Source organism: Pseudoduganella aquatica, assembly GCF_020865585.1.
Classification (GTDB): Bacteria; Pseudomonadota; Gammaproteobacteria; order Burkholderiales; family Burkholderiaceae_D; genus Rugamonas; species Rugamonas aquatica_A.
In genome coordinates this window covers 6,339,641-6,363,768 of sequence record NZ_CP086370.1, presented here as the reverse complement: position 1 = coordinate 6,363,768, position 24,128 = coordinate 6,339,641, and the positions used below count along the sequence as shown (strand labels likewise).

17 protein-coding genes are annotated in these 24,128 nt (G+C 67.4%); 11 read left to right on the top strand and 6 right to left on the bottom strand.

The features are described 5' to 3' along the window. Positions 1-2: 2 nt before the first annotated feature. Both KT882_RS28355 and hutC read right to left on the bottom strand, forming a co-directional pair. Positions 3-4,703: a PAS domain S-box protein gene (locus KT882_RS28355; protein ID WP_228893875.1), complete on the bottom strand. Its 4,701-nt coding sequence runs from the start codon at positions 4,701-4,703 to the stop codon at positions 3-5. Positions 4,704-4,851: 148 nt separating this feature from the next. Continuing rightward, complete coding sequence (hutC, locus tag KT882_RS28350; RefSeq protein WP_161072851.1) at positions 4,852-5,583, bottom strand: histidine utilization repressor; 732 nt, start codon at positions 5,581-5,583, stop codon at positions 4,852-4,854. A gap of 120 nt (positions 5,584-5,703) precedes the next feature. On the opposite strand from hutC, the gene ada reads away from it, so the two are divergent. Both ada and KT882_RS28340 read left to right on the top strand, forming a co-directional pair. After that, the gene (gene ada / locus KT882_RS28345) at positions 5,704-6,759 is read left to right on the top strand and encodes a bifunctional DNA-binding transcriptional regulator/O6-methylguanine-DNA methyltransferase Ada (protein ID WP_161072850.1); all 1,056 of its coding nucleotides are present in this window, start codon (positions 5,704-5,706) and stop codon (positions 6,757-6,759) included. A gap of 98 nt (positions 6,760-6,857) precedes the next feature. Beyond that, entirely contained in the window at positions 6,858-7,565 is a 708-nt protein-coding gene (locus KT882_RS28340; protein WP_228896780.1) for a 2OG-Fe(II) oxygenase, read from the top strand. 397 nt (positions 7,566-7,962) lie between these two features. Here KT882_RS28340 and KT882_RS28335 read toward each other — a convergent pair whose 3' ends face one another. Further along, positions 7,963-8,451 (bottom strand): penicillin-insensitive murein endopeptidase, encoded by a 489-nt coding sequence (locus KT882_RS28335; RefSeq protein ID WP_161072849.1) that lies wholly within the window; start codon positions 8,449-8,451, stop codon positions 7,963-7,965. Between the two features lie 10 nt (positions 8,452-8,461). Continuing rightward, entirely contained in the window at positions 8,462-8,953 is a 492-nt protein-coding gene (locus tag KT882_RS28330) for an Hcp family type VI secretion system effector (protein ID WP_228893874.1), read from the bottom strand. Positions 8,954-9,092: 139 nt separating this feature from the next. On the opposite strand from KT882_RS28330, the gene KT882_RS28325 reads away from it, so the two are divergent. The 9 genes from KT882_RS28325 (at position 9,093) to KT882_RS28285 (ending at position 22,669) form a co-directional block, all read left to right on the top strand. Next, on the top strand, positions 9,093-10,754 hold the full coding sequence (locus tag KT882_RS28325; RefSeq protein WP_228893873.1) for an amidohydrolase: 1,662 nt from the start codon (positions 9,093-9,095) through the stop codon (positions 10,752-10,754). 185 nt (positions 10,755-10,939) lie between these two features. Then, entirely contained in the window at positions 10,940-12,643 is a 1,704-nt protein-coding gene (gene hutU, locus KT882_RS28320; protein WP_161072846.1) for a urocanate hydratase, read from the top strand. A gap of 10 nt (positions 12,644-12,653) precedes the next feature. Next, positions 12,654-14,210, top strand: a complete 1,557-nt coding sequence (hutH, locus tag KT882_RS28315) for a histidine ammonia-lyase (RefSeq protein ID WP_161072845.1) — start codon at positions 12,654-12,656, stop codon at positions 14,208-14,210. 29 nt (positions 14,211-14,239) lie between these two features. Beyond that, positions 14,240-15,037: an N-formylglutamate deformylase gene (hutG, locus tag KT882_RS28310; RefSeq protein ID WP_161072844.1), complete on the top strand. Its 798-nt coding sequence runs from the start codon at positions 14,240-14,242 to the stop codon at positions 15,035-15,037. Further along, on the top strand, positions 15,034-16,440 hold the full coding sequence (locus KT882_RS28305; protein WP_161072843.1) for a formimidoylglutamate deiminase: 1,407 nt from the start codon (positions 15,034-15,036) through the stop codon (positions 16,438-16,440). Before hutG ends, KT882_RS28305 begins: the two co-directional genes overlap by 4 nt. Beyond that, a complete protein-coding gene (locus KT882_RS28300; protein ID WP_161072842.1) occupies positions 16,440-17,033 on the top strand; it encodes a HutD/Ves family protein in 594 nt (197 codons plus the stop codon). The genes KT882_RS28305 and KT882_RS28300 overlap by 1 nt, the downstream gene beginning before the upstream one ends. Then, positions 17,034-18,278: an imidazolonepropionase gene (hutI, locus tag KT882_RS28295; RefSeq protein ID WP_228893872.1), complete on the top strand. Its 1,245-nt coding sequence runs from the start codon at positions 17,034-17,036 to the stop codon at positions 18,276-18,278. Between the two features lie 157 nt (positions 18,279-18,435). After that, positions 18,436-21,087, top strand: a complete 2,652-nt coding sequence (locus KT882_RS28290; RefSeq protein ID WP_228893871.1) for a zinc-dependent metalloprotease — start codon at positions 18,436-18,438, stop codon at positions 21,085-21,087. 85 nt (positions 21,088-21,172) lie between these two features. Continuing rightward, entirely contained in the window at positions 21,173-22,669 is a 1,497-nt protein-coding gene (locus KT882_RS28285) for a glycine betaine ABC transporter substrate-binding protein (protein WP_228896779.1), read from the top strand. On the opposite strand, the gene KT882_RS28280 is transcribed toward KT882_RS28285, so the two are convergent. Both KT882_RS28280 and KT882_RS28275 read right to left on the bottom strand, forming a co-directional pair. Continuing rightward, positions 22,670-23,158, bottom strand: coding sequence for a GNAT family N-acetyltransferase (locus KT882_RS28280; RefSeq protein ID WP_161072839.1), 489 nt, complete (start codon positions 23,156-23,158; stop codon positions 22,670-22,672). Then, entirely contained in the window at positions 23,155-24,099 is a 945-nt protein-coding gene (locus KT882_RS28275; RefSeq protein ID WP_228893870.1) for a DMT family transporter, read from the bottom strand. The genes KT882_RS28280 and KT882_RS28275 overlap by 4 nt, the downstream gene beginning before the upstream one ends. Positions 24,100-24,128 lie beyond the last annotated feature (29 nt).

Here is a 24,128-nt window from a genome sequence, read left to right as displayed (position 1 = left end):
TTTCAGTTGTCGTTGGCGAAAGTGGTGTTGTTCATGATGACTTCGGTCACCTGGTCCAGCAGCGGCCACAGGCCGGCGCACAGCGCGCGCGCATGCGCCAGTTCGTCCTGCGGGCTTTGCCCCGGCACGGACGGCAGCTGCTCCAGCGCCAGGCACAGCTCGGCCATGCCGAAGGCGCCCACGGTGCGCGCCGAGGACTTGATGCGGTGGCCCAGCTCGCGCAGGCGCGCCACGTCGCCGCGCGCCAGCGCCGCGTCGATCTCCTCGAAGCCGGCCTGCGTGGTCTGCAGGAACTTGAAGGCGAACTTGCGTATCTTCTGCGGATTGTAGCCGAGCAGCTGGGCCAGCACCGACAAATCGATCACCGCCGGGTCGCCCGCCAGCGTGGGGCGGAAGGCCGGTGGGCGCGGGCGCGGCGGCACAGCAGGGACAGGTGCGCCGCCGGCCGCCTGGGCATCGCCGTCCTCGGCGCGCTGGGCCGGCAGCCAGTTGGCGATGGTCTGGTACATCAGCGCTGGCTGGATGGGCTTGGAGATGAAGTCGTCCATGCCGGCGTCCAGGCAGCGCACCCTGTCCTCGCTGGTGGCGGTGGCCGTCATGGCCAGCACGCGCAGCTCGGCCAGCGCGGGGTCGGCGCGGATGCGGCGGGTGGCCTCCAGGCCGTCCATCAGCGGCATCTGCACATCCATCAGCACGCAGTCGAAACTGGCCTGGCGCAGCAGGGCCAGCGCCTCCTCGCCGTTGTTGGCCAGGCAGACCGCGCTGCCCACCTCCTCCAGCATTTCCAGCGCGATCTGCTGGTTGAAGGTGTTGTCCTCCACCAGCAGGATGCGGGCGTCCTTCAGCGTGGCCATGACGGCGGCGCTGCGCGCGCTGGCCACCAGTTCGGCGGCGGCGTCGCTCACGCTGTTGATAATCTCGGGCACCGCGCGCGGCGACACGCCCAGCCGCGCCGTGAACCAGAAGGTGCTGCCCTGGCCCGGCGCGCTGCGCACGCCCACCTCGCCGCCCATCAGCTGGGCCAGCTGCTTGCAGATGGCCAGGCCCAGGCCGGTGCCGCCGTATTCGCGCGTGGTGGACGTGTCGGCCTGCTGGAAGGACTGGAACAGCTTGCCCATTTCCTCCTCCGACAGGCCGATGCCGTGGTCGCGCACCTCGAAACGCACCAGGCAGTGCGCCGCGTCGCTGACCGCGTTGACCACTTTCACCACGATGTGGCCCTGTTCGCTGAACTTGATGGCGTTATTGGTGTAGTTGATCAGCACCTGGCCCAGCCGCAGCGGGTCGCCCCGCAGCACCGGCGGCAGCGTGGGGTCCAGCTCGAACAGCAGGTTCAGGCCCTTGCCGGCCGCCTTGGGCGCCACCACCGTGGTCAGGGTCTGGATCACATGGTCGAGCGCAAAGTCGACCTGCTCGATCTCCAGCTTGCCGGCCTCGATCTTGGAAATGTCCAGGATGTCGTCGATGATGCCCAGCAGGTGCTCGCCGGCGAAGCGGATTTTTTCCAGGTAGTCGCGCTGGCGCGGGTCGAGGTCGGTTTTCAGCGCCAGGTAGGCCATGCCGATCACGCCGTTCATCGGGGTGCGGATCTCGTGGCTCATATTGGCCAGGAACTGGCCCTTGGCCAGGCTGGCCTCCTCGGCCACCTGCTTGGCCTGGTCGAGCTGCTCGGTGCGCTGGGCCACGCGCTCCTCCAGGTGTTCGTTCAGTTCGCGCAGCGCCTGCTCGGCGTGCTTGCTGTCGGTGATGTCGATCGACATGCAGATCAGATAGGCCGGCTGGCCGCGCTCGTCGAACACCGGATTCTTGAAGGTGCGCAGGTGGCGCTGGTCGCGCAGCGTGGGGTTCCACACGGTTTCCTCGTAGTCCAGCATCACGCCGCCGGCGAAGGCGGCCGCGTCGCGCGCGCGGAAGGCTGCCAGCTCGTCGGGCGAATGGAAGGCGCTGTCGTCGCCGTCCATCAGCTCGTCGAAGCGGTAGCCGAACTGCGCCTCGCAGGCCGGGTTCATCAAGAGGAAGCGGCCGTCCGGCGCCTTGATGAACAGGCCGGTGGGCATCATCTTGATGATTTCCTGCAGCCGCTGCTCGCCCTGGCGCAGCGCGTCCTCGCTGCGCTTGCGGTAGCTGATGTCGGTCAGGCTGGCCACCGCCATCGGCGTGGCGCCCAGCTCGTCGCGCATGGGTTCGGCGTTCACGGACAGCCAGCTCAGGCCGCCGTCCGCCTGGCGCACCCCCATCACCACGCCGCGCACCGACTGGCCCGACACCAGGGCCAGGTAGACCGGGTGCTCGTCGCGCGCGAAGGGCAGGCCGTCCTCGTGCACGCCGGGCCACAGGCCGGCGCCCGGGTGGGCCGCCGCGCCCAGCATGCGCGCGGCGGCCGCGTTGCTCTCCAGGATAAGGCCGTCGCCGTTGAGCACCACCAGGCCGTTGGTGACGGCGTTGAAGACGGAGGCCATGCGGCGGCTGGAGTTGCGCAGCGCCTGGTCGGCCAGGCGGCGGTCGTTGATGTCGGTGATCATGGCCAGCGTGCCGGCGTAGGCGCCGCTGCCGTCGTTGAGCAGGGTGGTCGACAGCAGGCCCCACATCGGCGTGTGGTCCTTGCGGAAGAAGCGCACGTCGCCCTGCTCGGCCTGGCCGGAGCTGCGCCGGCGCTGGTGGCGCAGCAGCATGGCCTGGCCGTCCTCGTCCATGAAGGCGCTCATCGGCCGGCCCACCATGTCCTCGGTCTCGTAGCCCAGCATGCGCGCCATGGTGGGATTGACGAAGGTGGTCAGGTCGCTGGCGTCGGTCATCCAGATGCCTTCGGCGGCGGTCTGCACGATCAGGCGGTAGCGTTCGGAATTGGCTTGCAGCGCCTCCTCGGCGCGCTGGCGCTGGGTCATGTCGCGCAGCGACAGCACGGCCAGGCCCTGGCCGGCCATCTGCAGCGGCGCCAGCTGCACCATGGCGGGGAAGTGGCTGCCGTCCTGGCGGCGCGCGGTCAGCACGCGGCCCGGCAGGCCGTGCCGGCTGAACAGCTCGCGCGGACGGCCCGGCGCGCTGCGCATGGTGTCGGGCACCAGCTGCTCGAGCGACAGGCCGGCCATCTGCTCCGGCGCGTAGCCGAAGCACTGGGCGCAGGCGGTGTTGGCCTGGTGCACATGGCCGCGGCGGTCGGCCAGCAGCATGGCGGCCGGCGTGGCTTCCAGGATGGCGGCCACGCGCGCCTCCTCGGCGGCGGTGCGCTCGCTGATGTCGCCGAGCGTGCCGGTCAGGCGCAGCGCGCGCCCGGTGCTGTCGCGCGCCACCACCATGCCGCGCGCCAGCACCCATTTCCAGCTGCCGTCGCGGCAGCGGATGCGGAACTCGCAGGACAGCGCGGTGCGCCCGGCCGCGTCGGGCGCCGGTTCGGCCGCCGGCAGCATGAATTCGTTGCCCACGCGGGCCAGGTCGTCCGGGTGCACCAGCGCCATCACGCCCTGGGTGTCCGGCTTGAACTCGGCCGGGTCGTGGCCCAGAATCTCGCAGTAGCGCGGCGACAGCGTCAGCTCGTCCGCCTGCGGCAGCCAGTCCCATACGCCGTCGCCGGTGCCTTCCAGCGCGAAACTGGTCAGCTGCTCGGCCTTGCGGGCGCGCTCGCGGGCCGCCGCCAGCTCCCGGCCCAGGCGGCGCAGGCGCAGCGAGCCGGCCACCGCCAGCAGCAGCACCAGCAGCGCCGCGCCGGCGCCGTACTGCCAGGCCAGCGTGCTGGGCGGCGGCTGGTACAGAAAACCTTCCAGCGGGAAGCCGGCCGGCATCATGCCCAGGTTGGCGTAGGTGTCGGCGATGGCGCGCCAGCGCGCCGGATTGCTGTAGCCCAGCTCGATGAGGCGCTGCTCCAGCAGCGCGCTGGTCTGCTGGGCCTCGAACATCAGGTGCTCGCGGCTGTGGCTGTTGGGGTAGCGGGCGCGTATCAGGTCGGCGATTTCGCCCGGGTGGGCCATGGCGTACTGCCAGCCGCGCAGGGTGGCCGCGCGCATGGCGGCGGCGCGCTTGGGATGCTCGCGCAGCTCGCTCTCGGTGGTGTACAGGTTGTCGCCGTAAAAATCGATGCCGGCCGAACGCGGCGACACGATGTCGTAGCGCAGGTTGCTGCGGTCCAGCAGATAGGGCGCTTCCGAGGTGTAGCCCGACATGGCGTCCACCTTGCCGTTGATCAGGTCATCCAGATTGTAGCTGTGCGGCAGGTTTTGCAGCGTGGCCAGGTCGACCTGTTGCTGCTTCAGATAGGCGCGCAGTTCGTCGTTGTTGTTCGCCAGCATCAGGCGCTTGCCGCGCCAGTCCAGCGGCTTGCCGCCTTCGCCGCGCCGCACCAGCAGCGCCGCCGCCGAGTGCTGGAAGATGGACGCCAGCACCACCACCGGCTGGCCGGCCGCGCGCGTGAGCAGCAGGGTGCTATTGCCCACGCCGTACTGGGCTTTGCCGTCCAGCACGGCCTGCACCGGATCGGCGCCGGGCTGGGCCTCGCGCAGCGTGACGTCCAGTCCGGCGTCGCGGTAATAGCCCTTGTCCTGCGCCGCGTAGTAGCCCGCGAACTGGAACTGGTGCAGCCATTTCAGCTGCACGGTGATGGGTTCGGCCGCCCCGGCGCCGCCCGCCGCCAGCGCGCAGGCCAGCGCGGCCGCCCAGCGCAGGCGGCGCCGGCCGGGCGGCAAACTGGACTGAAGACGGCGGTGCAGCAAGAGCTTCCCTTTCACAATGGAACGGGGCCGCAGCCCCATCTTGTTCAGTCAACTATAGCATCGAAGTTTTAACAAAAGCGTTTACTTCTTGGCCTCCGGGCACAGGCTTGCACGCGGCTGGCAGCATGCAAGCGACGGCCCTCCGGCCTCAGGCGAAACTGCCGGCGAACTGGTAGCGGTGGCCGGGGTGCCACATGGTGGCGGTGGACGCCACCTGGCCTGCCGAGCGGGTCTGGCGCTTGAGCACCAGGCAGGGCTGGCGGGTGTCGATGGCCAGCATGTCGGCGATGTCGCGCGGCGGGCTGAGCGCTTCGATGCTGTAGGTGGCCCCTTGCAGCGGCGCGGCGGCCATCAGGTATTCGTTGGGCGTGATGGCGGCGAAGTCCTGGCTCATGTAGAGCGGCGCGCAGGCCGGGTTGACCCAGCGGTCCTCCACCTGGATGGGCACGCCGTTTTCAAAGTGGACGATCACGGAATGGAACAGCACGGAAGCGGGCGGCAGCCCGAACTGCTTGGCCAGCAGGTCGCCGGCCTTGCTCTGTTCCAGCAGCTGCAGGCTGCTGCGGTGGGCATGGCCGCGCGCGCGCACCTCGTCGGCGATGCTTTTGATCTCCAGCAGCGTGGCCTGGTATTTTTGCTGCGCCACATAGGTGCCCGAGCCCTGGCGGCGCGTGAGCACCTGTTCGGCGGTCAGTTCGCGCACGGCGCGGTTGACCGTCATGCGCGACACGCCGAACTGCTTGACCAGCGCCTGTTCGGATGGGATCACGTCGCCCTCCTTCCACACGCCGGCGGCGATCTGCTCGAGCAAATGGTCCTTGATGCGCTGGAAGATGGGAGTGGTTTCGGCTGCCTGTGGTTCGCTGGTGTGCTGGTTCATGTGGCGATTTTAGCATTGCGCAGGGGCATCAGGGCATGAATTCAAAAGCAAGACCCGGAGTGCGGCAGCCTTGGCGGCCCGATAGCATGGCCCCATAATGACACCATGACGGAGCAGGCCATGAAACCCACCTTCACCAATGACGAACAGCGCTGGGCCGCCGTGCAGCAGCGCGACGGCCAGGCCGACGGCCAGTTTTACTATTCGGTGCGCACCACCGGCATTTACTGCCGCCCCTCGTGCGGCTCGCGCCCCGCGCTGCGCGGCAATGTGCGCTTCCACGCCACGGCGCAGGAAGCCGAGGCGGCCGGCTTCCGCCCCTGCCTGCGCTGCAAGCCGGACCAGCCTCCGCTGGCCGAGCGCCAGGCCGCCCTGGTGGCGCGGATGTGCCGCCTGATCGACGAGGCCGAGAGCGAGCCGGACCTGGCCAGCCTGGCCGAAGCGGGCGGCATCAGCCGCTTCCATTTCCACCGCATCTTCAAGGCCCACACCGGGCTCACGCCCAAGGCCTACGCGGCCGGCGTGAAGCAGCGCCGGGTCCAGGCCGGGCTTGCCGGGCAGGCCAGCGTGACGGACGCCATCTACGCGGCCGGCTTCAACTCCAGCGGGCGCTTTTACGCGCAGTCCTCCGGCGCCCTGGGCATGACGCCGACCGCCTACCAGGCCGGCGGCAGCGGCGCGGCGATCCGCTTCGCCGTGGCCGAGTGCTCGCTGGGTGCCATCCTGGTGGCCAGCACGGACAAGGGCATCTGCGCCATCCTGATCGGCGACGACCCGGACGCGCTGGCGCGCGACTTGCAGGACCGCTTCCCGAAAGCGGAACTGATCGGCGCCGAGCCGGACTACGAACAGGTGGTGGCGGCGGTGATAGGTCTGGTGGAGGCGCCGGGCATCGGCCTGGCCCTGCCGCTGGACGTGCGCGGCACGGCCTTCCAGCAGCGCGTGTGGCAAGCCTTGCGCGAGATCCCGGCCGGGCAGACCGTCAGCTACGCCGAACTGGCCGAGCGGGTGGGCGTGCCGAGCGGCGCGCGCGCCGTGGCGGGCGCCTGCGCCGCCAACGCCATCGCGGTGGCGATTCCCTGCCATCGCGTGGTGCGCAACGACGGCAGCATTTCCGGCTACCGCTGGGGCGTCGAGCGCAAGGCCGAACTGCTCAAGCGCGAAGGCTCGCGGTGAGCGCCCGCCCGTCCGCGCCTGGCGCCGCCGCGCCGCCCGATCCCCGTAGGGCGGGTCCGTTGACCCGCCATGCCGGCGACCCCGCGCCGCGCGCCTTCATGGCGCTGGGCGCGCGCTGCGCAGCCTTGGACTGGCCGCGCATCGCCCAGGACCTGGACGCCCACGGCTGCGCCCTCGTGCCCGGCGTGCTGACCCCGGAAGAATGCGTCCGCCTGGCCGGCGCCTACGCCAAGCCCGAGCTGTTCCGCAGCCGCGTGGTGATGGAGCGCCACGGCTTCGGCAAAGGCGAATACCAGTACTTCGCCTACCCGCTGCCCGGCCCCATCGCCGAACTGCGCGCCGCCCTGTACCCGCCGCTGGCGCACCTCGCCAACCGCTGGTACGAAGCCATGCAGCTGGAGCCGCGCTTTCCGCCGGCGCATGAAGACTTCATCGCCCGCTGCCACGCCGCCGGCCAGCTCCGTCCCACGCCCCTGCTGCTGCAATACCGCGCCGGCGACTACAACTGCCTGCACCAGGACCTGTACGGCGAGCACGTCTTCCCCCTGCAGGCGGCGGTGCTGCTGTCCCGGCCCGGTACGGACTACGAAGGCGGCGAATTCGTGCTCACCGAACAGCGCCCGCGCATGCAGTCGCGCGCCGAAGTGGTGCCGCTGGAGCAGGGCGGCATGGTCATCTTCCCCGTCTTCCACCGCCCCGTGAACGGCACGCGCGGCAGCTACCGCGTCAACATGGGGCACGGCGTGTCCCGCCTGCGCAGCGGCTCGCGCCACACCCTCGGCGTCATCTTCCACGACGCTGCCTGAAGTCAGCAACTCATGGTCGCCACGCTGTCTCCGGTCTTGAGATTGATACCGATCCAGCATCGGTAAGGCCCTTCCTTCGCTCCCTTGTCCTTAGTTGTAAAGGTGCAGCTGACTCCTTTTTTGATTCGTGCCCTGTCGCCTTTCTCGTCCGAGCATGTCTCAGATAGATCCGGTCCTATCGAATTGAAGATTTCTCGTGCAGGTGCGCCATCAATCACAAGGGACAGCTTTTTATCGTTCGCAGTTGGGGTTTGCTGATCGGCTAGCGATCCGCCATGGATAATATAGGACGCGCCATGAAGTGACCGCCATCTGTCTGCGGGAACTGCGGCATGGACGAGTGTGATGGTCAAGCCTGCCGCCAAGGTTTGCCAGACTAGGGGGTAACTACGCATAGTCAGCCTCGCAGCTTTAGATGGAAATGGTCGTCGTGGCCTGGATACTGTGTCGTAAACGGAACGTCAGGTCCGTTGAACAATACTTTGCCAACTGGCGCGAAAGTTCGAAATAGCTCGATCAGCTTGATGGTTCCTTCCCTGTCGTACTGTGGATCTTGCCAACTCACCGGCTGCTCTCGGCCGTCTTTACGGAGTGGGCGGACGTCCACTTCCAGGCCTGTCCTGTGCGTGTCATGATCTGGGGGGCGTATTCCCCCTGCAAGGCTGATGTCCCCAACTCCCATTCGGCGCTGATCAATCGCTTGCCATTCAAGCGCCACGCGAAGGATGGCGGTCATCATAGTTGGGTGCGCGTACTGGTATGCGCCTCTGGCAGGCTTACCATGAAGCCTGCCGTAGACATAGTAGCCCGAGTCCATGGGGGATTGTGGAAGCATGAAAAAGCGGCGGGAATCCAGTGGTGGGCGCAGCGGATCGTCTTCGCTCATGGCGCCTCCTTTATATGCACCGATTGGTAGAAAGACACCAGCCGCCTGCGGTGTTTCCACCTGCGCCACCGCCAATTTTTTGCTGTGTATATTTCCATTGGACTTTCGAAAAACGAAGTCCGATGGAGTCATGCAGGATGTTGCCTTCGGTTGCCACTTGCTCAATGCTGGCGATCAGAACATTCTCCAACTCGACTTCGTCATATTTGACCGGATTGCCATTGCCATCGGCCCGCATGAATTCAAGCTTAGCCTTGGCCAAGGTCCTGCCCATGGAACAAGTCTGCATCAGGATCGGCGATGAAAGGTCCGCTAGCTTGGATAGGGAGAGAGTGCGATGCTCACACCGCTCGGATGTGTGGCCGCCGCCTGTTGACGCTGTTGCACTCTTGGGCTGAGTTACGCCCCAGTGCGCCGAGCTGATTTCGATCCAGCCGCAATGTGCGGAATCGGCGGACTCGCCTTTGATACCGTCAATTTTCAAATAGACGTCGATAGCCATGTCTTCTCCAATCCATAGTGAGTAGGAATGACTATCTTGCTCCGGGATCTTGATAGGGCCTTGTCCGAAATCAAGGATGTGGGCGATGGTTTTAAGTGCGTTACACTCCCCATCTCGTTTTTATACTGGAGAGACCCTGATGCGCCTGACCACCCTGATGCTTGCCCTCGCCGCCGCGCTGCCTGCCGCAGCCAACGCCGCCGCCATCGTCGATAATGCCAACGGCTACACGCTCAACGCGGCCGGCAAGCTGGTGAAATTCACAGCGCTGGCGTATGACGACGCGGGCAGGATCATTGCAGTGGGCAGCAGCAAGGCGGTGGCGGCCAAGGCCCCGGCCGGCGCTGCGCGCATCGACATGCAGGGCAAGACCGTGCTGCCCGGCCTGATCGACGCGCACGGCCATGTGTTCGGCCTGGGCGAAGTCGCCACCAGCGCGGACCTGTACAGCCCCGCCACGCTGGCGGCGGCGCTGCAGGCTGTGGCCGCGTTCAGCAAGGCCAATCCGCAGCGCGCCTGGGTCATGGGCAAGGGCTGGAATCAGGAGATCTGGAAGCTGGGCCGCTTCCCCACCGCTGCGGAACTGGACGCCGTGGTGGCCGACCGTCCCGCCGTCATGGAGCGCGTGGATGGCCACGCCATCTGGGTCAACAGCAAGGCACTGCAACTGGCGGGCGTGACGCGCGAGACGCCGGACCCCGCAGGCGGCAAGATCGAGCGCGACGCGCAAGGCAACGCCACCGGCATCCTGGTCGATGGCGCCATGGACCTGGTGAACAAAGTGCTGCCCGCGCCCACCGAGGCCGAGTCGCGCGGTGCGCTGGATGGCGCGCTGGCGCTGATGGCCAAAATGGGCCTGACCGGCGCGCACGACGCTGGCATAGGAGTGCGCGAAGACCGGTTGTTCCGCGACTACGCCGACCACGGCAAGCTCACCACCCGCATCTACGCCATGATAGGCGACACCACGGCCGACTTCGACCAGCTGTCGAAGCAGGGGCCGATGCAAAGCTACGCCAACGGCCTGTACGCGCTGTCGGCGGTGAAGCTGTATTCGGACGGCGCGCTGGGCAGCCGGGGCGCCGCGCTGATCGCCCCGTACAGCGACGCGCCGCACACGCACGGCCTGCTGTTCTACAAGAACGAGGAAATGCTGGCCAAGATGGAAAAGGCCATGAAGGCGGGCTACCAGGTCAATGTGCACGCCATCGGCGACGCGGGCAACCACCAGATCCTGGACGCCTACGCCGCGCTGCTGAAGAAATACCCGGCCGCCGCCGCGCAGCGCCACCGCATCGAGCATGCGCAGGTGGTGACGCTGGCCGACATCCCGCGCTTCAAGGAGCTGGGCATCATCCCGTCCATGCAGCCCACGCACGCCACCTCGGACCAGAACATGGCCGAGCAGCGCGTCGGCCCGCAGCGCATCAAGGGTGCGTATGCCTGGCACACCTTCCTCAAGCAGGGCTCGAAGATTGCCTGCGGCTCGGACTTCCCGATTGAATCGCCGAACCCGCTGGCCGGCATCCACGCGGCGGTGACGCGCCAGGACGGCAGCGGCATGCCGGCCGGCGGCTGGTACAAGAACGAAGCCATGACCCTGACCCAGGCCTTCCGCTGCTTCACCCTGGACGCCGCCTACGCCGCGCGCCAGGAAAAAGAAGTGGGCTCGCTGGAAGCAGGCAAATGGGCCGACTTCATCGTCACCGACGCCGACCTGTTCAAAGTCCCAGCAGCGGATATCGGCAAGATCACCGTGCTGCAAACCTGGGTCGCCGGCAAGGAGGTCTACAAACGATAAGCAAACCTGCCCCAAGCCCAAGCCGAGCTGAGCCGCATTCGGGTTGACCCAGAATGCGGCTCAGCTCGCTTCGGGACACAGAAATGGGTTGACTTGGTTGTCTATACAACTTATGCTGGGAAGATGCGCGGAGGGCGCGTGGCGATCCTATGCTCCTCTGCATCACCTGCTACCAAGGAGACGATATGAGCACTTCCCTCGCCAACGATCCACGTTTCGACGCCAGCCGCAATATCCGGGCACCGCGCGGGCCTGAGCGTGTCTGCAAGACCTGGGGCGCGGAAGCGGCCTATCGCATGCTGCAGAATAATCTCGACAACGAAGTGGCCGAGAACCCGCAGCACCTGGTGGTGTACGGCGGCATCGGCCGCGCGGCCCGCAACTGGGCGTGCTATGACCAGATCCTGGCGTCGCTGAAGGAACTGGAAGCGGACCAGACCCTGCTGATCCAGTCCGGCAAGCCGGTCGGCGTGTTCCAGACCCACGAGGACGCGCCGCGCGTGCTGCTCGCGAACTCCAACCTAGTGCCCAAGTGGGCCAACTGGGAGCATTTCAATGAGCTCGACCGCGCCGGCCTGTTCATGTACGGCCAGATGACGGCCGGTTCCTGGATCTATATCGGCACCCAGGGCATCGTGCAGGGCACCTATGAAACCTTTGCCGAAGCCGGCCGCCAGCACTTCGGCGGCGACCTGGCTGGCCGCTGGATACTGACGGCGGGCCTGGGCGGCATGGGCGGCGCGCAGCCGCTGGCGGCCACCTTCGCCGGCGCCGTGTCGCTGAACATTGAATGCCAGCAGAGCAGCATCGACTTCCGCCTGCGCACCAAATACCTGGACAAGCAGGCCGGCTCCATCGACGAGGCGCTGGAGCTGATCAAGCATCACACCGAACGCAAGGACGCCATTTCCATCGGCCTGCTGGGCAACGCCGCCGAGATCCTGCCGGAGCTGGTCAAGCGCGCGAAAGAGGGCGGCCTGGTGCCGGACATGGTGACCGACCAGACCTCGGCGCATGACCTGGTGAACGGCTACCTCCCGCGCGGCTGGAGCGTGGCGGACTGGAAGGCCGCGCAGCAGGACCCCGAGCGCCACCCGCGCCTGGTGGCCGCCGCCGCCGATTCCTGCGCCGCCCACGTGCAAGCCATGCTGGAGTTCCAGCAGCTGGGCGCGAAAGTGGTCGACTACGGCAACAACATCCGCCAGGTGGCCTTCGACCACGGCGTGGAAAACGCGTTCGACTTCCCCGGCTTTGTGCCCGCTTACATCCGTCCGCAGTTCTGCGAGGGGCGCGGCCCGTTCCGCTGGGTGGCGCTGTCCGGCGACCCGGAAGACATCTACAAGACCGACGCCAAGATCAAGGAGCTGTTCCCGCACCACGCGCAAGTGCACCGCTGGCTGGACATGGCGCGCGAGCGCATCGCCTTCCAGGGCCTGCCTGCGCGCATCTGCTGGCTGGGACTGGGCGAGCGCCACATCGCCGGCCTGGCTTTCAACGAGATGGTGCGCAGCGGCGAGCTGAAAGCGCCCATCGTCATCGGCCGCGACCACCTGGACACCGGCTCCGTCGCCAGCCCCAACCGCGAAACCGAAAGCATGAAGGACGGCACCGACGCGGTGTCCGACTGGCCGCTGCTGAACGCGCTGCTGAACACCGCCGGCGGCGCCACCTGGGTGTCGCTGCACCATGGCGGCGGCGTGGGCATGGGCTATTCGCAGCACTCCGGCGTGGTGATCGTGGCCGACGGCACCGACGCCGCCGCCAAGCGCCTGGCGCGCGTGCTGGTGAACGACAGCGGCTCGGGCGTGATGCGCCACGCCGACGCGGGATACGAAACGGCAGTCGCCTGCGCCAAGCGCAATGGCCTCAACCTGCCTATGATCAAATAAGGAACACCCCATGACTCAAGCACAAAACAGCAGCTGGACCCTGAACCCCGGCAAGATGACCCTGGCCGAGCTGCGCGCCGTATGGACCGCGCACGCCCCCGTCGCGCTGGCCGCCGAAGCGTATCCGGTCATTGAAGCGTCGGCCGCCGCCGTGCGCGCCATCGTGGCCAAGGGCGACGCCGCCTACGGCATCAACACCGGCTTCGGCCTGCTGGCCAAGACCCGCATCCCGGACGAGAAGCTGGAACAGCTGCAGCGCAACCTCATCCTGTCGCACTCGGTCGGCACCGGCGAGCTGCTGTCGGACGCCGTGGTGCGCCTGATCCTGCTGATGAAGATCGGCAGCCTGGCGCGCGGCTATTCCGGCGTGCGTCCGCTCATCGTGGACACGCTGCTGGCGCTGTACAACAAGGGCGTGATGCCCGCCATCCCGGCCAAGGGTTCGGTCGGCGCATCGGGCGACCTGGCGCCGCTGTCGCACATGACGCTGGCCATGCTGGGCGTGGGCGAAGTGCGCTACAAGGGCGAACTGATGCCCGCGCTGGACGCGCTGAAGGCCGCCGGCATCGCGCCGGTGGTGCTGGCCGCGAAGGAAGGCCTGGCGCTGATCAACGGCACGCAAGTGTCCAACGCCCTGGCGCTGCACGGCCTGTTCATGGCCGAGCGCCTGCTGGAAGCGGGCATGGTCACCGGCTCGCTGTCGCTGGACGCCGCCAAGGGCAGCGATTCGCCCTTCGACGCGCGCGTGCATGAAGTGCGCGGCCAGCCGGGCCAGATCGCCGCCGCCGCCATTTACCGCGAACTGGTGACGGACAGCGCCATCCGCGCCTCCCACCTGGTGGGCGACGAGCGCGTGCAGGACCCGTACTGCCTGCGCTGCCAGCCGCAAGTGATGGGCGCCTGCATGGACATCATCGCCAACGCCAGCCGCACCCTGCTGATCGAAGCCAACGCCGTCACCGACAATCCGCTGCTGTTCAAGGACGGCGACAGCGCCGTTGTGGTCTCGGGCGGCAACTTCCACGCCGAGCCGGTGGCCTTCGCGGCCGACACGCTGGCGCTGGCCATCGCCGAAATCGGCAGCATTTCCGAGCGCCGCATCGCGTTGCTGATCGACGCCACCCTGTCCGGCCTGCCGCCCTTCCTGGTGCGCGATCCTGGCGTGAACTCGGGCTTCATGATTGCCCACGTGACCGCCGCCGCGCTGGCGTCCGAGAACAAGTCGCTGGCCCATCCGGGCAGCGTGGACACCATCCCGACCTCGGCCAACCAGGAAGACCACGTCTCCATGGCCACCTACGCGGCGCGCCGCCTGGACGACATGGCGCACAATACGGCTGCCATCCTCGGCATCGAGCTGCTGGCGGCGGCGCAGGGCATCGACTTCCACCGTCCGCTGAAGACCTCGCCGCAGCTGGAGCATGTGCACGCGCAGCTGCGCGCACAGGTGCCGTTCTTCGACGCGGACCGCTTCTTCGCGCCGGACATCGAGGCGGCCAAGCAGCTGGTGCTGAAGGGCGAGCTGAGCGCTAGCTGCAAGCACCTGTTCACGCCGCTGCATCCTTAAGCTGCACCGGCCACGCGGAGGACGATCAGATGGACTATCAATTCACGGCAGGCAGCCTGCCCTTGCTGGTGTCGATGCCGCACGTGGGCACCGACATCCCGGACGATATCGCGGCCAGCTTCGCGCCCGCCGCTGCGGTCAGGACCGATACCGACTGGCACCTGGTGCAGCTGTACGGTTTCCTGCGCGAGATGGGGGCGTCCACGCTGTCGGCGCGCTGGTCGCGCTATGTGATCGATCTGAACCGTCCGCCCGAGAACACCAATCTGTATCCGGGACAGGACACCACAGGCCTGTGCCCGGTGGACACCTTCGGCCGCGCGCCCTTGTATCCCGAGGGCGGCGCGCCGGATGAGGCGGAAGTGCAGCGCCGCCTGACGCTGTACTGGCAGCCTTACCACGGCCAGCTGCGCGCGGAACTGGACCGGCTGCTGGCCATCCACGGCCGCGTGGTGCTGTGGGACGCTCATTCCATCGCCTCCGTGGTGCCGCGCTTCTTTGAAGGCAAGCTGCCGGACCTGAACTTCGGCACCGCCGACGGCGCCTCCTGCGCGCCCGGCATGACGGACGCCATCGCCTCGCTGGCGCTGGCGCACGGCGGCTACACCGTGGCCGTGAACGGCCGCTTCAAGGGTGGCCACATCACGCGCCACTACGGCAAGCCGGCGCAGAACGTGCACGCGATCCAGCTGGAGATGTGCCAGTCCACGTATATGGACGAGGCGGCGCCCTACGGCTACCGTCCCGACCTGGCTGAACAAGTGCAGCCGCTGCTGCGCCGGCTCACGCAGGCCGCTGCGGCGTGGGCAAGCGGGGAGGGGCAATGAGCGGCGCGTCCGCATCCGGGGCAGCCGCCAGCGCGCTGTTCGCCCGCAACGCCTTGCTGCCGTCCGGCTGGGCGCAGGACGTGCTGCTGCAGTGGGACGCGGGCGGCGAGCTGATCGATGTCACGCCCAAGGCCCTGCACCCGGCCGGCGTGGAACTGGCTGAATACGCCATTCCCGGCATGGTCAACCTGCACTCGCACAGCTTCCAGCGCGCCCTGGGCGGCCTGACCGAGAAGGCCGGCGACGCAGCCGGCAACGTCGCAGACAGCTTCTGGACCTGGCGCGACCTCATGTACCGCTTTGCCCGCAACATTACGCCCGAGCACATGGAAGCCATCGCCGCGCAGCTGTTCAGCGAATGCCTGCGCCACGGCTACACCTCGGTGTGCGAATTCCACTACGTGCAGCGCGCGCCGGACGGCGCCATGTACGCCAACCCGGCCGAAACGGCGGAGCGCGTGATCGCAGGCGCCAGGCTGGCCGGCATCGGCATGACCATGCTGCCGGTGCTGTACAGCTACGCCGGCTTCGGCAGCGAGCCGCTCAAGCCCGAGCAGCAGCGCTTCAAGACGGACGCGCAGGATGTGCTGAAGATTATCGGCGGGCTGGAAACCCTGCGCGACGCGCAGACCGAAGTGGGCGTGGCGCCGCATTCGCTGCGCGCCGCTTCCGTGTCCCAGATCAAGGAAGTGCTGGCCAGCTTGCCGCACAATCGCCCGGTGCACATCCATATCGCCGAGCAGCAGGGCGAAGTGCGGCAGTCGCTGGAATTCAGCGGCAGGCGCCCGGTGCAATACCTGTATGATGAGGTGCAGGTGGACAGCCGCTGGTGCCTGGTGCACGCCACCCATCTGGTGGACGGCGAAGTGCAGTCCATCGCCCGGAGCGGCGCCGTGGCGGGCCTGTGCCCGACCACCGAGGCCAACCTGGGCGACGGCCTGTTTCCGCTGGAGCCCTTCCTGGCGCACGGCGGGCGATTCGGCATCGGCAGCGACAGCCATATTTCGCAGAGCGCCGTGGAAGAACTGCGCTGGCTGGAATACGGCCAGCGCCTGATGCAGCAGCGCCGCAATATCGCGGTGTCGGCCACGCAGCGCAACGTGGGCGACTTCCTGTGGCAGTCGGCCCTGCAAGGCGGGGCGCAGGCGGCGGGGCGCGCGGTGGGCGCGCTGGAGGCGGGCAAGCGGGCGGACATCGTCGTGCTCGACGACGGCCACCCCAATCTGTACGGCGTGGCGGTGGATGAAGTCCTCGGCACGCTGGTATTCAGCGGTAACGACAATCTGGTGAAGCATGTATTGGCTGGCGGCCAGTGGGTGGTGCGCGAGCAGAAGCACGCGGCGCAACAGGCCATCGCCGCGCGTTTCAAACAGACGCTGGCCGAACTGCGGGAGTTCCGGTAATGAGCAAGCTGATACAGTACGCAAGCCTGCACGCCACGCCATGGAAGAACGGCGGCGGCAGCACCACCGAGATCGCCATCGCGCCCAACGGCGCCACCTTCGACAACTTCGACTGGCGCATCAGCCTGGCGACGATCGCGCACAGCGGGCCGTTCTCGCTCTTCCCCGGCATCGACCGCACGCTGACGCTGGTGAGCGGGCCGTGCGTGGTGCTGGACGTGGGCAACGAGCGCAAGGTGGCGCTTAGCGAGCGCGAGCCGGTGGTGGCCTTCCCGGGCGAACTTGCCGTATCAGCGACCGTGGGCGACGCCCCGACCACCGACTTTAACGTGATGACGCGGCGCGCGCGCTGCAGCCACCAGCTGGAGCGGCGCGTGGTGCGCGGTTTCTCCACGCTGGAGCGGCGCAGCGCCACCACCATCGTGTTCCTGGCCGAAGGCGAAAGCCTGGCCATCATCAGCGCCGACGAGCGCGTAGCCATGGTGCGCTACGACGCGGTGGTGCTGAGCACCGAGGACGTGTGGACGCTGGAGGCGGCAAGCGCCACGGTGTTCATCGTCGACATCATCCCCAATGACGAAGAAGACGAGTAAATGAGCGCTGCCTGGGACGTGTTGTACACCAACGTGCATCTGGCCACGATGGTTGAGGGGTACGGCGAACTGCGCTGCGGCGCCGTCGCCGTGAAGGACGGGCGCATCGCCTGGCTGGGCGCGGCGGACGATGCGGCCGCTGCAGGCACTGCGGCAGCGGTGCATGACTGCGGCGGCCACTGGCTCACGCCCGGCCTGATCGACTGCCACACGCACATCGTCCATGCGGGCAACCGCAGCGACGAATTCGAGGCCCGGCTGAACGGCGCCAGCTACGAGGATATTTCCAAGGCCGGCGGCGGCATCATGTCCACCGTGCGCGCCACGCGCGCCGCATCGGACGAGGAACTGTATGCGCAAAGCCTGCCGCGCATCGCCAGCCTGCTGGCCGAGGGCGTGACCACGCTGGAGATCAAATCCGGCTATGGGCTGACGCTGGAATCGGAAGCGAAAATGCTGCGCGTGGCGCGCCGCGTGGGCGAGCTGCTGCCGGTGAACGTGGCCACCACTTTCCTCGGCGCGCACGCGGTACCGCCGGAATTCGCCGGCCGCGCGGACGACTACGTGGACGCAGTCTGCGCCATGATGCCGGTGCTGGCCGAACAGGGGCTGGTGGACGCGGTGGACGCCTTCTGCGAATGCATAGGTTTCAACCTCGAGCAGACCGCGCGCGTGTTCCGCACCGCCGCTGCGCTGGGCCTGCCGGTCAAGCTGCACGCCGAGCAGCTGTCGGACATGCGCGGCGCGGAGCTGGTGGCGCATTACGGCGGCTTGTCCGCCGACCACCTTGAGCGCCTGAGCGCGGAAGGCATCGCCGCCATGAAGCAGGGCGGCACGGTGGCGGTGCTGCTGCCGGGCGCTTACTACTTCCTGCGCGACACCGTGCCGCCGCCCGTGGCCGAATTGCGCGCGGCGGGTGTGCCGATGGCCGTCGCTACAGACAACAATCCCGGGACGTCGCCGATGACGTCCTTGCTGCTGGCGATGAATATGGTCTGCACGCTGTGGCGGTTGACGCCGCTCGAAGCGCTGGCGGGTTGCACCGTGCATGCCGCCCGCGCGCTGGGGCGGCAGGATGAGATCGGGACGCTGGAAGTGGGCAAGCGCGCGGATTTCGCGCTGTGGGATATTGCGCGCCCTGCGGATTTGTCCTATTCCTTTGGCTACAACCCGTGCCGGGGCGTGGTCAATGGCGGTGTGTGGCGTTTGCCGCAGGCGGCTCTGGCGGGTTACGCGTTCCGCTAACCCGCCCTACGATTGCGTATGCTTGTGGTCGAATTGGCATTCCGTAGGGCGGGTTAGCGTAGCGTAACCCGCCAATGCGCCGCCGGTAAATTTCCTTCCGGACTTTGCCGATCGTGTACATTAATGCAATCCCATCTGCGCCATTGGCACACACATCATGCGACCGATCCGCCTTGCCGTCCTGCTGGCCCTGAGCACCCACGCTTACGCACAAACCCCGCCGGTCCCCGATGTGCCGCTGGTGGCCACCACGCCCGCGCAACCGACCGTGCCCGCCGCCGCGCCGGGCGCGCCCCGGCCGGACGCCGCCGCCCCCAAGCCCTTCGCTGAAATCATCAAGGGCGCGCAGCGCCTGCCGGGCTTCTTCGCGCTGTACCAGAAGGACGAGAAGGTCTGGCTGGAGCTGAAGCCCGAGCAGTTCGACCAGCCCTTCTTCATGTCCGTCAACACGGCCAGCGGCATAGGCGAGCGCGGTGTCTACGGCGGCCAGATGACGCGCAGCGCGGTCGTCATGTTCCGCAAGATCGGCAGCCTGGTGCAGCTCATCGCCCTGAACACCACCTACCGCGCCAAGCTGGGCACGCCGCAGGCGCTGGCCGTGGCGCAGGGCTTCTCGGACAGCCTGCTGAGCGCCGCGCCGGTGGCCAGCGCGCCCAACCCGCAAGGCAAGGGCGTGCTGGTGGAAGCGAACGCGCTGCTGTTCGCCGACATTCCAGGCTACAGTACCCGTCTGGAATCGGCCTTCCGCATGGCCTACACGCTGGACCCGCGCAACAGCAGCTTCGGCAACATCCGCAGCGACGACGGCATGACCGGCCTGCACGTGAACGCGCACTACTTTGTGCCGCGCGTGGCCGCCACGCCGCTGGTGGCCCTGCCCACCGCGATCTTTGCGCCGCCGCCGTTCACGCTGCCGGACCCGCGCAGCATGTTCCTCGGCTTCTACTACAGCTTCATGCCGCTGCCCGAGCAGCCCATGCCGGCCCGCGCGGCGGATGACCGCATCGGCCATTTCGTCAGCACCAGCTTCGATTTCACGGACGACCTCAAGCCCGAGCAGACCAGCCATGCGGTGAACCGCTGGCGCCTGGAGAAGAAGGACCCGGCGCTGGCCCTGTCCGAACCCAAACAGCCCATCGTCTACTGGCTGGACAAGAACATCCCCGTGAAGTACCGCGAGTCGGTGAAGCAGGGCGTGCTGGCCTGGAACGCGGCCTTCGAGCGCATCGGCTTCAAGGACGCCATCGTGGTCAGGCAGCAGGAAGCCACGGACACCTTCGACACGATGGATGCGCGCCATGCTTCCGTGCGCTGGTATGCGGGCGTGGACGCGGGCTTCGCCATCGGCCCCAGCCAGGTGGACCCGCGCAGCGGCGAGATCCTCGATGCCGACATCGGCATGAGCGATTCCTTCGCCCGCAGCGCGCGCCGCATGGCCAGCGAGGACACGCGCTTCGGCGCCGAGCAGTTAGGCCTGGAACACAATGAAGCGCGCTGCGACTACGGCATGGCGTCGGCACAGGAAATGGGCTTCGCGATGGATCTGATGGAAGCGCGCGGCGAATTCGAAATGGACAGCCCGCAAGCCGAGGCGCTGGCGCAAGCCTATGTGCGCTCCATCATCATGCACGAGGTGGGCCACACGCTGGGCCTGCGGCACAACTTCCGCTCGTCCACCATCTACAGCCTGAAGCAGCTGCAGGACAAGGCCTTCACCGCCAAGAACGGCATGACAGGCTCCGTCATGGACTATACGCCCTTCAACCTGGCCGTGAAGGGCGAGCAGCAGGGCGAATACGTCACCTCCGTGCTGGGGCCATACGACTATTGGGCCATCGAATACGCCTACAAGCCTATCGCGCCGGAACAGGAGAAGGACGAACTGGCGCGCATCGCCAGCCGCTCCAATGAACCGCAACTGGCGTTCGGCACCGACCAGGAAGCGTATGGAGGCGTGTCCGACCCCGGCGTGAATGTCTTCGACCTGGGCGACGATCCGCTGGCCTACTTCCAGCGCCGGCTGGCCATGTCGCGCGAGCTGTGGGACCGCGTGCAGACCCGCCGCCTGAAGCCGGGCGAAAGCTACGAGTCGCTGCGCCGCAGCTTTGAACACGGCTTCTCGCAGTTCGCGCGCGTGATGCCGGTGGTGGTGAAATACGTGGGCGGCGTCACGCACCTGCGCGACCACGCGGGAACCGGCCGCGCCACGTTCACGCCGGTGTCTGTGGAGCGCCAGCGCGCCGCGCTCAAGCTGCTGACCAACAACCTGTTCCGCGCCGACAGCTTCAAGTTCGCGCCGGACATGGTGAGCCGCCTGGGCGGCGACCAGCTGATGGCGCGTTTCAAGCCGGACGTTTCCGTGGGCAGCTATGTGCTGTCGCTGCAATCGGCCGCGCTGGACCAGCTGATGTCGGACCCGGTGGCCGGCCGCCTGCTCGATTCGCAGGAAAAGGTGGACAAGCCGAAGAAGGCGCTGGCGCTGGACGAGCTGTACACCACGGTGCAGTCGGCGGTGTGGAGCGAGCTCAAAACCGGCAAGGACATCAACAGCATGCGGCGCAATCTGCAGCGCGAACACCTGAAGCGGGTGGCCTCGTCGCTGCTGCGCGTTTCGCCCGGTACGCGGGCCGACGCGCGCAGCCTGCAGCGGCAGCAGGCGCTGGCGCTGCAGCGCGATATACGCGGCGCCTTATTTGGCAACCACACTGGTTCCGGCTCCCTCAGCAACGAGGCGAGAGCCCACCTGGCCGAAAGCTATGAAACGCTGAGCCAGGCCCTGAAAGCGCCGATGATGCGCGCGGGCGCCTGATTTGCGGGCTTATCTGCAAGCCCGCCTGCGCGCGCTCCTGCGCTTGGCCGGCGCGTTTCCGCTGGCTTTCTCGCTCGCCGTTGCGCTGCTCGCCGCGCCGCCGCTGGCTGCGGCGGATGACGGCGTTCTGCGCATAGGCTCCAAGCGTTTCACCGAATCCTACATCCTCGGAGAAATACTGCTGCAGACCGCCGCGCCGCACGCCAGGGCGGAACACAAGCAGGGGCTGGGCAACACAGCGATTGTGCTGGCCGCGCTCAAGGCTGGGTCGATTGACGTCTACCCCGAATACACGGGCACCATCGCGTTCGAAATCCTGAAGCGCAGCACGCCTGCGCCACTGGAGCAGCTGCGGCGCGAACTGGCGCCGATGGGGCTGGGCGTGGCGGTGCCGCTGGGCTTCAACAACACGTACGCGCTGGCCACGCGCGGAGACGGCGGCGCGCGCACACTGAGCGCGCTGGCGGGGCAGGGCGGCTACAAGTTCGGCCTGTCGCACGAATTCATCGGCCGCGCCGACGGGTGGCCCGGGCTCGCCCAGCGCTACGGCCTGGCGCAGAAGCCGATGGGGCTGGATCACGGCGTCGCCTACGAAGCGCTGGCGCAGAAGCAGGTGGACGTGATCGACATCTACTCCACGGACGCCAAGATCGGCCAATACGGCCTGCGTGTTCTGGAGGACGACAAAGGCTACTTCCCCCGCTACGACGCCGTGCTGCTCTACCGCCTGGACGCCGCGCAGCGCTTCCCCGCCGCCTGGCGCGCCATCCAGCAGCTCGAAGGCCGCATCTCCGCCGCCGGCATGATCGCCATGAACGCCGCCGCCGAAGTCGAGGGCAAGAACTTCACCTCGGTCGCTGCCGCCTGGCTCGCAGCCCAGGCCAGCTCCCGCGCATCCGCGCCAGCCGCCGCCGCCGCCGCCGCGACACCGGCTCCAGCCGCGCGCCCCGGCCTGCTCGCGAAAATCTTCGACGCCAGCCTGTGGACGCTCACGCGCCAGCACATCACCCTGGTGCTGCTGGCGGTGGCGCTGGCCTGCGCCGTGGGCGTGCCGCTAGGCGTGCTGGCCGCCTACGTGCCGCGCCTGCGCCAGACAGTGCTCGCGCTGACCGGCGTGCTGCAGACCATCCCCTCGCTGGCCCTGCTGGCCATGATGATCCCGCTGCTGGGCAGCATAGGCACGGCGCCAGCCCTGGTGGCGCTGTTCGTGTACGCCTTGCTGCCCATCGTGCGCAACACCTGCACCGGCATAGGCCAGGTTCCGCCCGGCCTGAAACTGGCGGCGCAAGGATTGGGATTGAGAGGATGGCACCAGCTGGTGCATGTGGAATTGCCGCTGGCCATGCCGGTGATACTGGCGGGCGTGAAGACGGCTGCGGTGATGAGCGTGGGCACGGCCACGATAGCGGCCTTCATCGGCGCAGGCGGCTACGGCGAACGCATCACCATCGGCCTGGCGCTGAACGACAACGACATGCTGCTGGCGGGCGCGCTGCCCGCCGCTGTGCTGGCCCTGCTGACGCAAGGCCTGTTTGAACTGCTGGAACGCTGGGCGGCGCCGGCGGGCCGGGCCGGCCGATAATCAATCCGTGGCCAGCTGCGACAGCGCGTCGCCGGTCACGCGGCAGATGCGCCAGTCCGGCATCACGGTAGCGCCCATGCCCTGGTAGAACTTGATCGCGTTCTCGTTCCAGTCCAGCACCGACCACTCGAAGCGGCCGCACTTGCGTTCCACCGCCAGCTGCGCCAGCGCCACCAGCATCTGCTTGCCATAGCCCTTGCCACGGCAATTCTGCTTTACGTACAAGTCTTCCAGGTACAAGCCCTTCTGGCACAGGAAGGTGGAGAAGTTATGGAAGAACAGGGCGAAGGTCACCACTTCGCCGTTTTCCACGCCTACGATCGCCTCGGCGGCGGGATGGTCGCCGAACAGGCTCTCATGCAGCTTGGCCTCGTTGGCCACCACCATGTGCTCCAGTTTTTCAAACACCGCCAGCTCAAAAATCATGCCGAAAATGGCATTCACGTCTTCAGGCAGGGCGGGGCGGATGGACAGGCTAGTAGAGTTCATTGCGCTTCAAGTTGGTTTTCTAAAGGGACGGATTTTGCGGATTTGACGGACGATGCGGGCGCCTTCAATGCCCACACCACGCTGGACAAGCACAATACCATGCCGAACCACTCCATGGCACCGGGCCGGTAGTGCTCCAGCTGGATCGACAGCAGCACCGAGATCACCGGCGTCACCACGCCGATATACACCGCCTTTTGCGAACCGATGCGGTGGATCAGCGTGAAATAGGCGCCGAAGGCGATCACGGAGCCGAACACGGACAGGTAGACCAGGCCGGCCCAGTAGCTGGGGCGCGACGGCAGGCGGAATTCCTGGCCGTTGAGCAGCGCCCAGCAGGCCACCGCCAGGGTGCCCCAGAACATGGCCCAGGCCATGGTCAGGAATACGTTCGAGGACTCCTCGCGCACCTTCACCACCACCACGTTGCCGATGGTGCTGGCCATGGTGGCGCACAGCGCGAGCGCGAGGCCCAGCAGGAAGTGGCCGCTGCCGCCGGACAGGATGTCTTTCCAGGCGTGGTGGATGGCGTCATAGAACAGCAGGATCACGCCGCAGATCGACACCGCCGCCGCGCTCCACATGCGCCAGGTGAGCGGCGTGCCGAACATGAAGCGGTTGCAGATCGGGGTCCAGAACACCATCAGCACGAACAGCACGGCCACCAGTGCGGACACCAAATACTGTTCCGACGTGTAGGTGCACACATAGCTGATGGCGAAGGTGGCCACGCCCTGCAGCAGCATCCAGCGCTGCACCTTCCACGGCATGCGCAGGCGGTCGCCGCGCAGCAGGCACCAGGCGAACAGCGTGGCCGAGGCCAGGCCGAAGCGGTAAACAATGGAAACGGCCGGGGCGACGTCGCCCAGCTGCAAGGTGATAGCCCAGAAGGTAGAACCCCAGATCAGGCAGGCGATGGCAAAGAGGATAGGCGAGGACATCCGCGCAGTATACGGATTTTCGCACCATC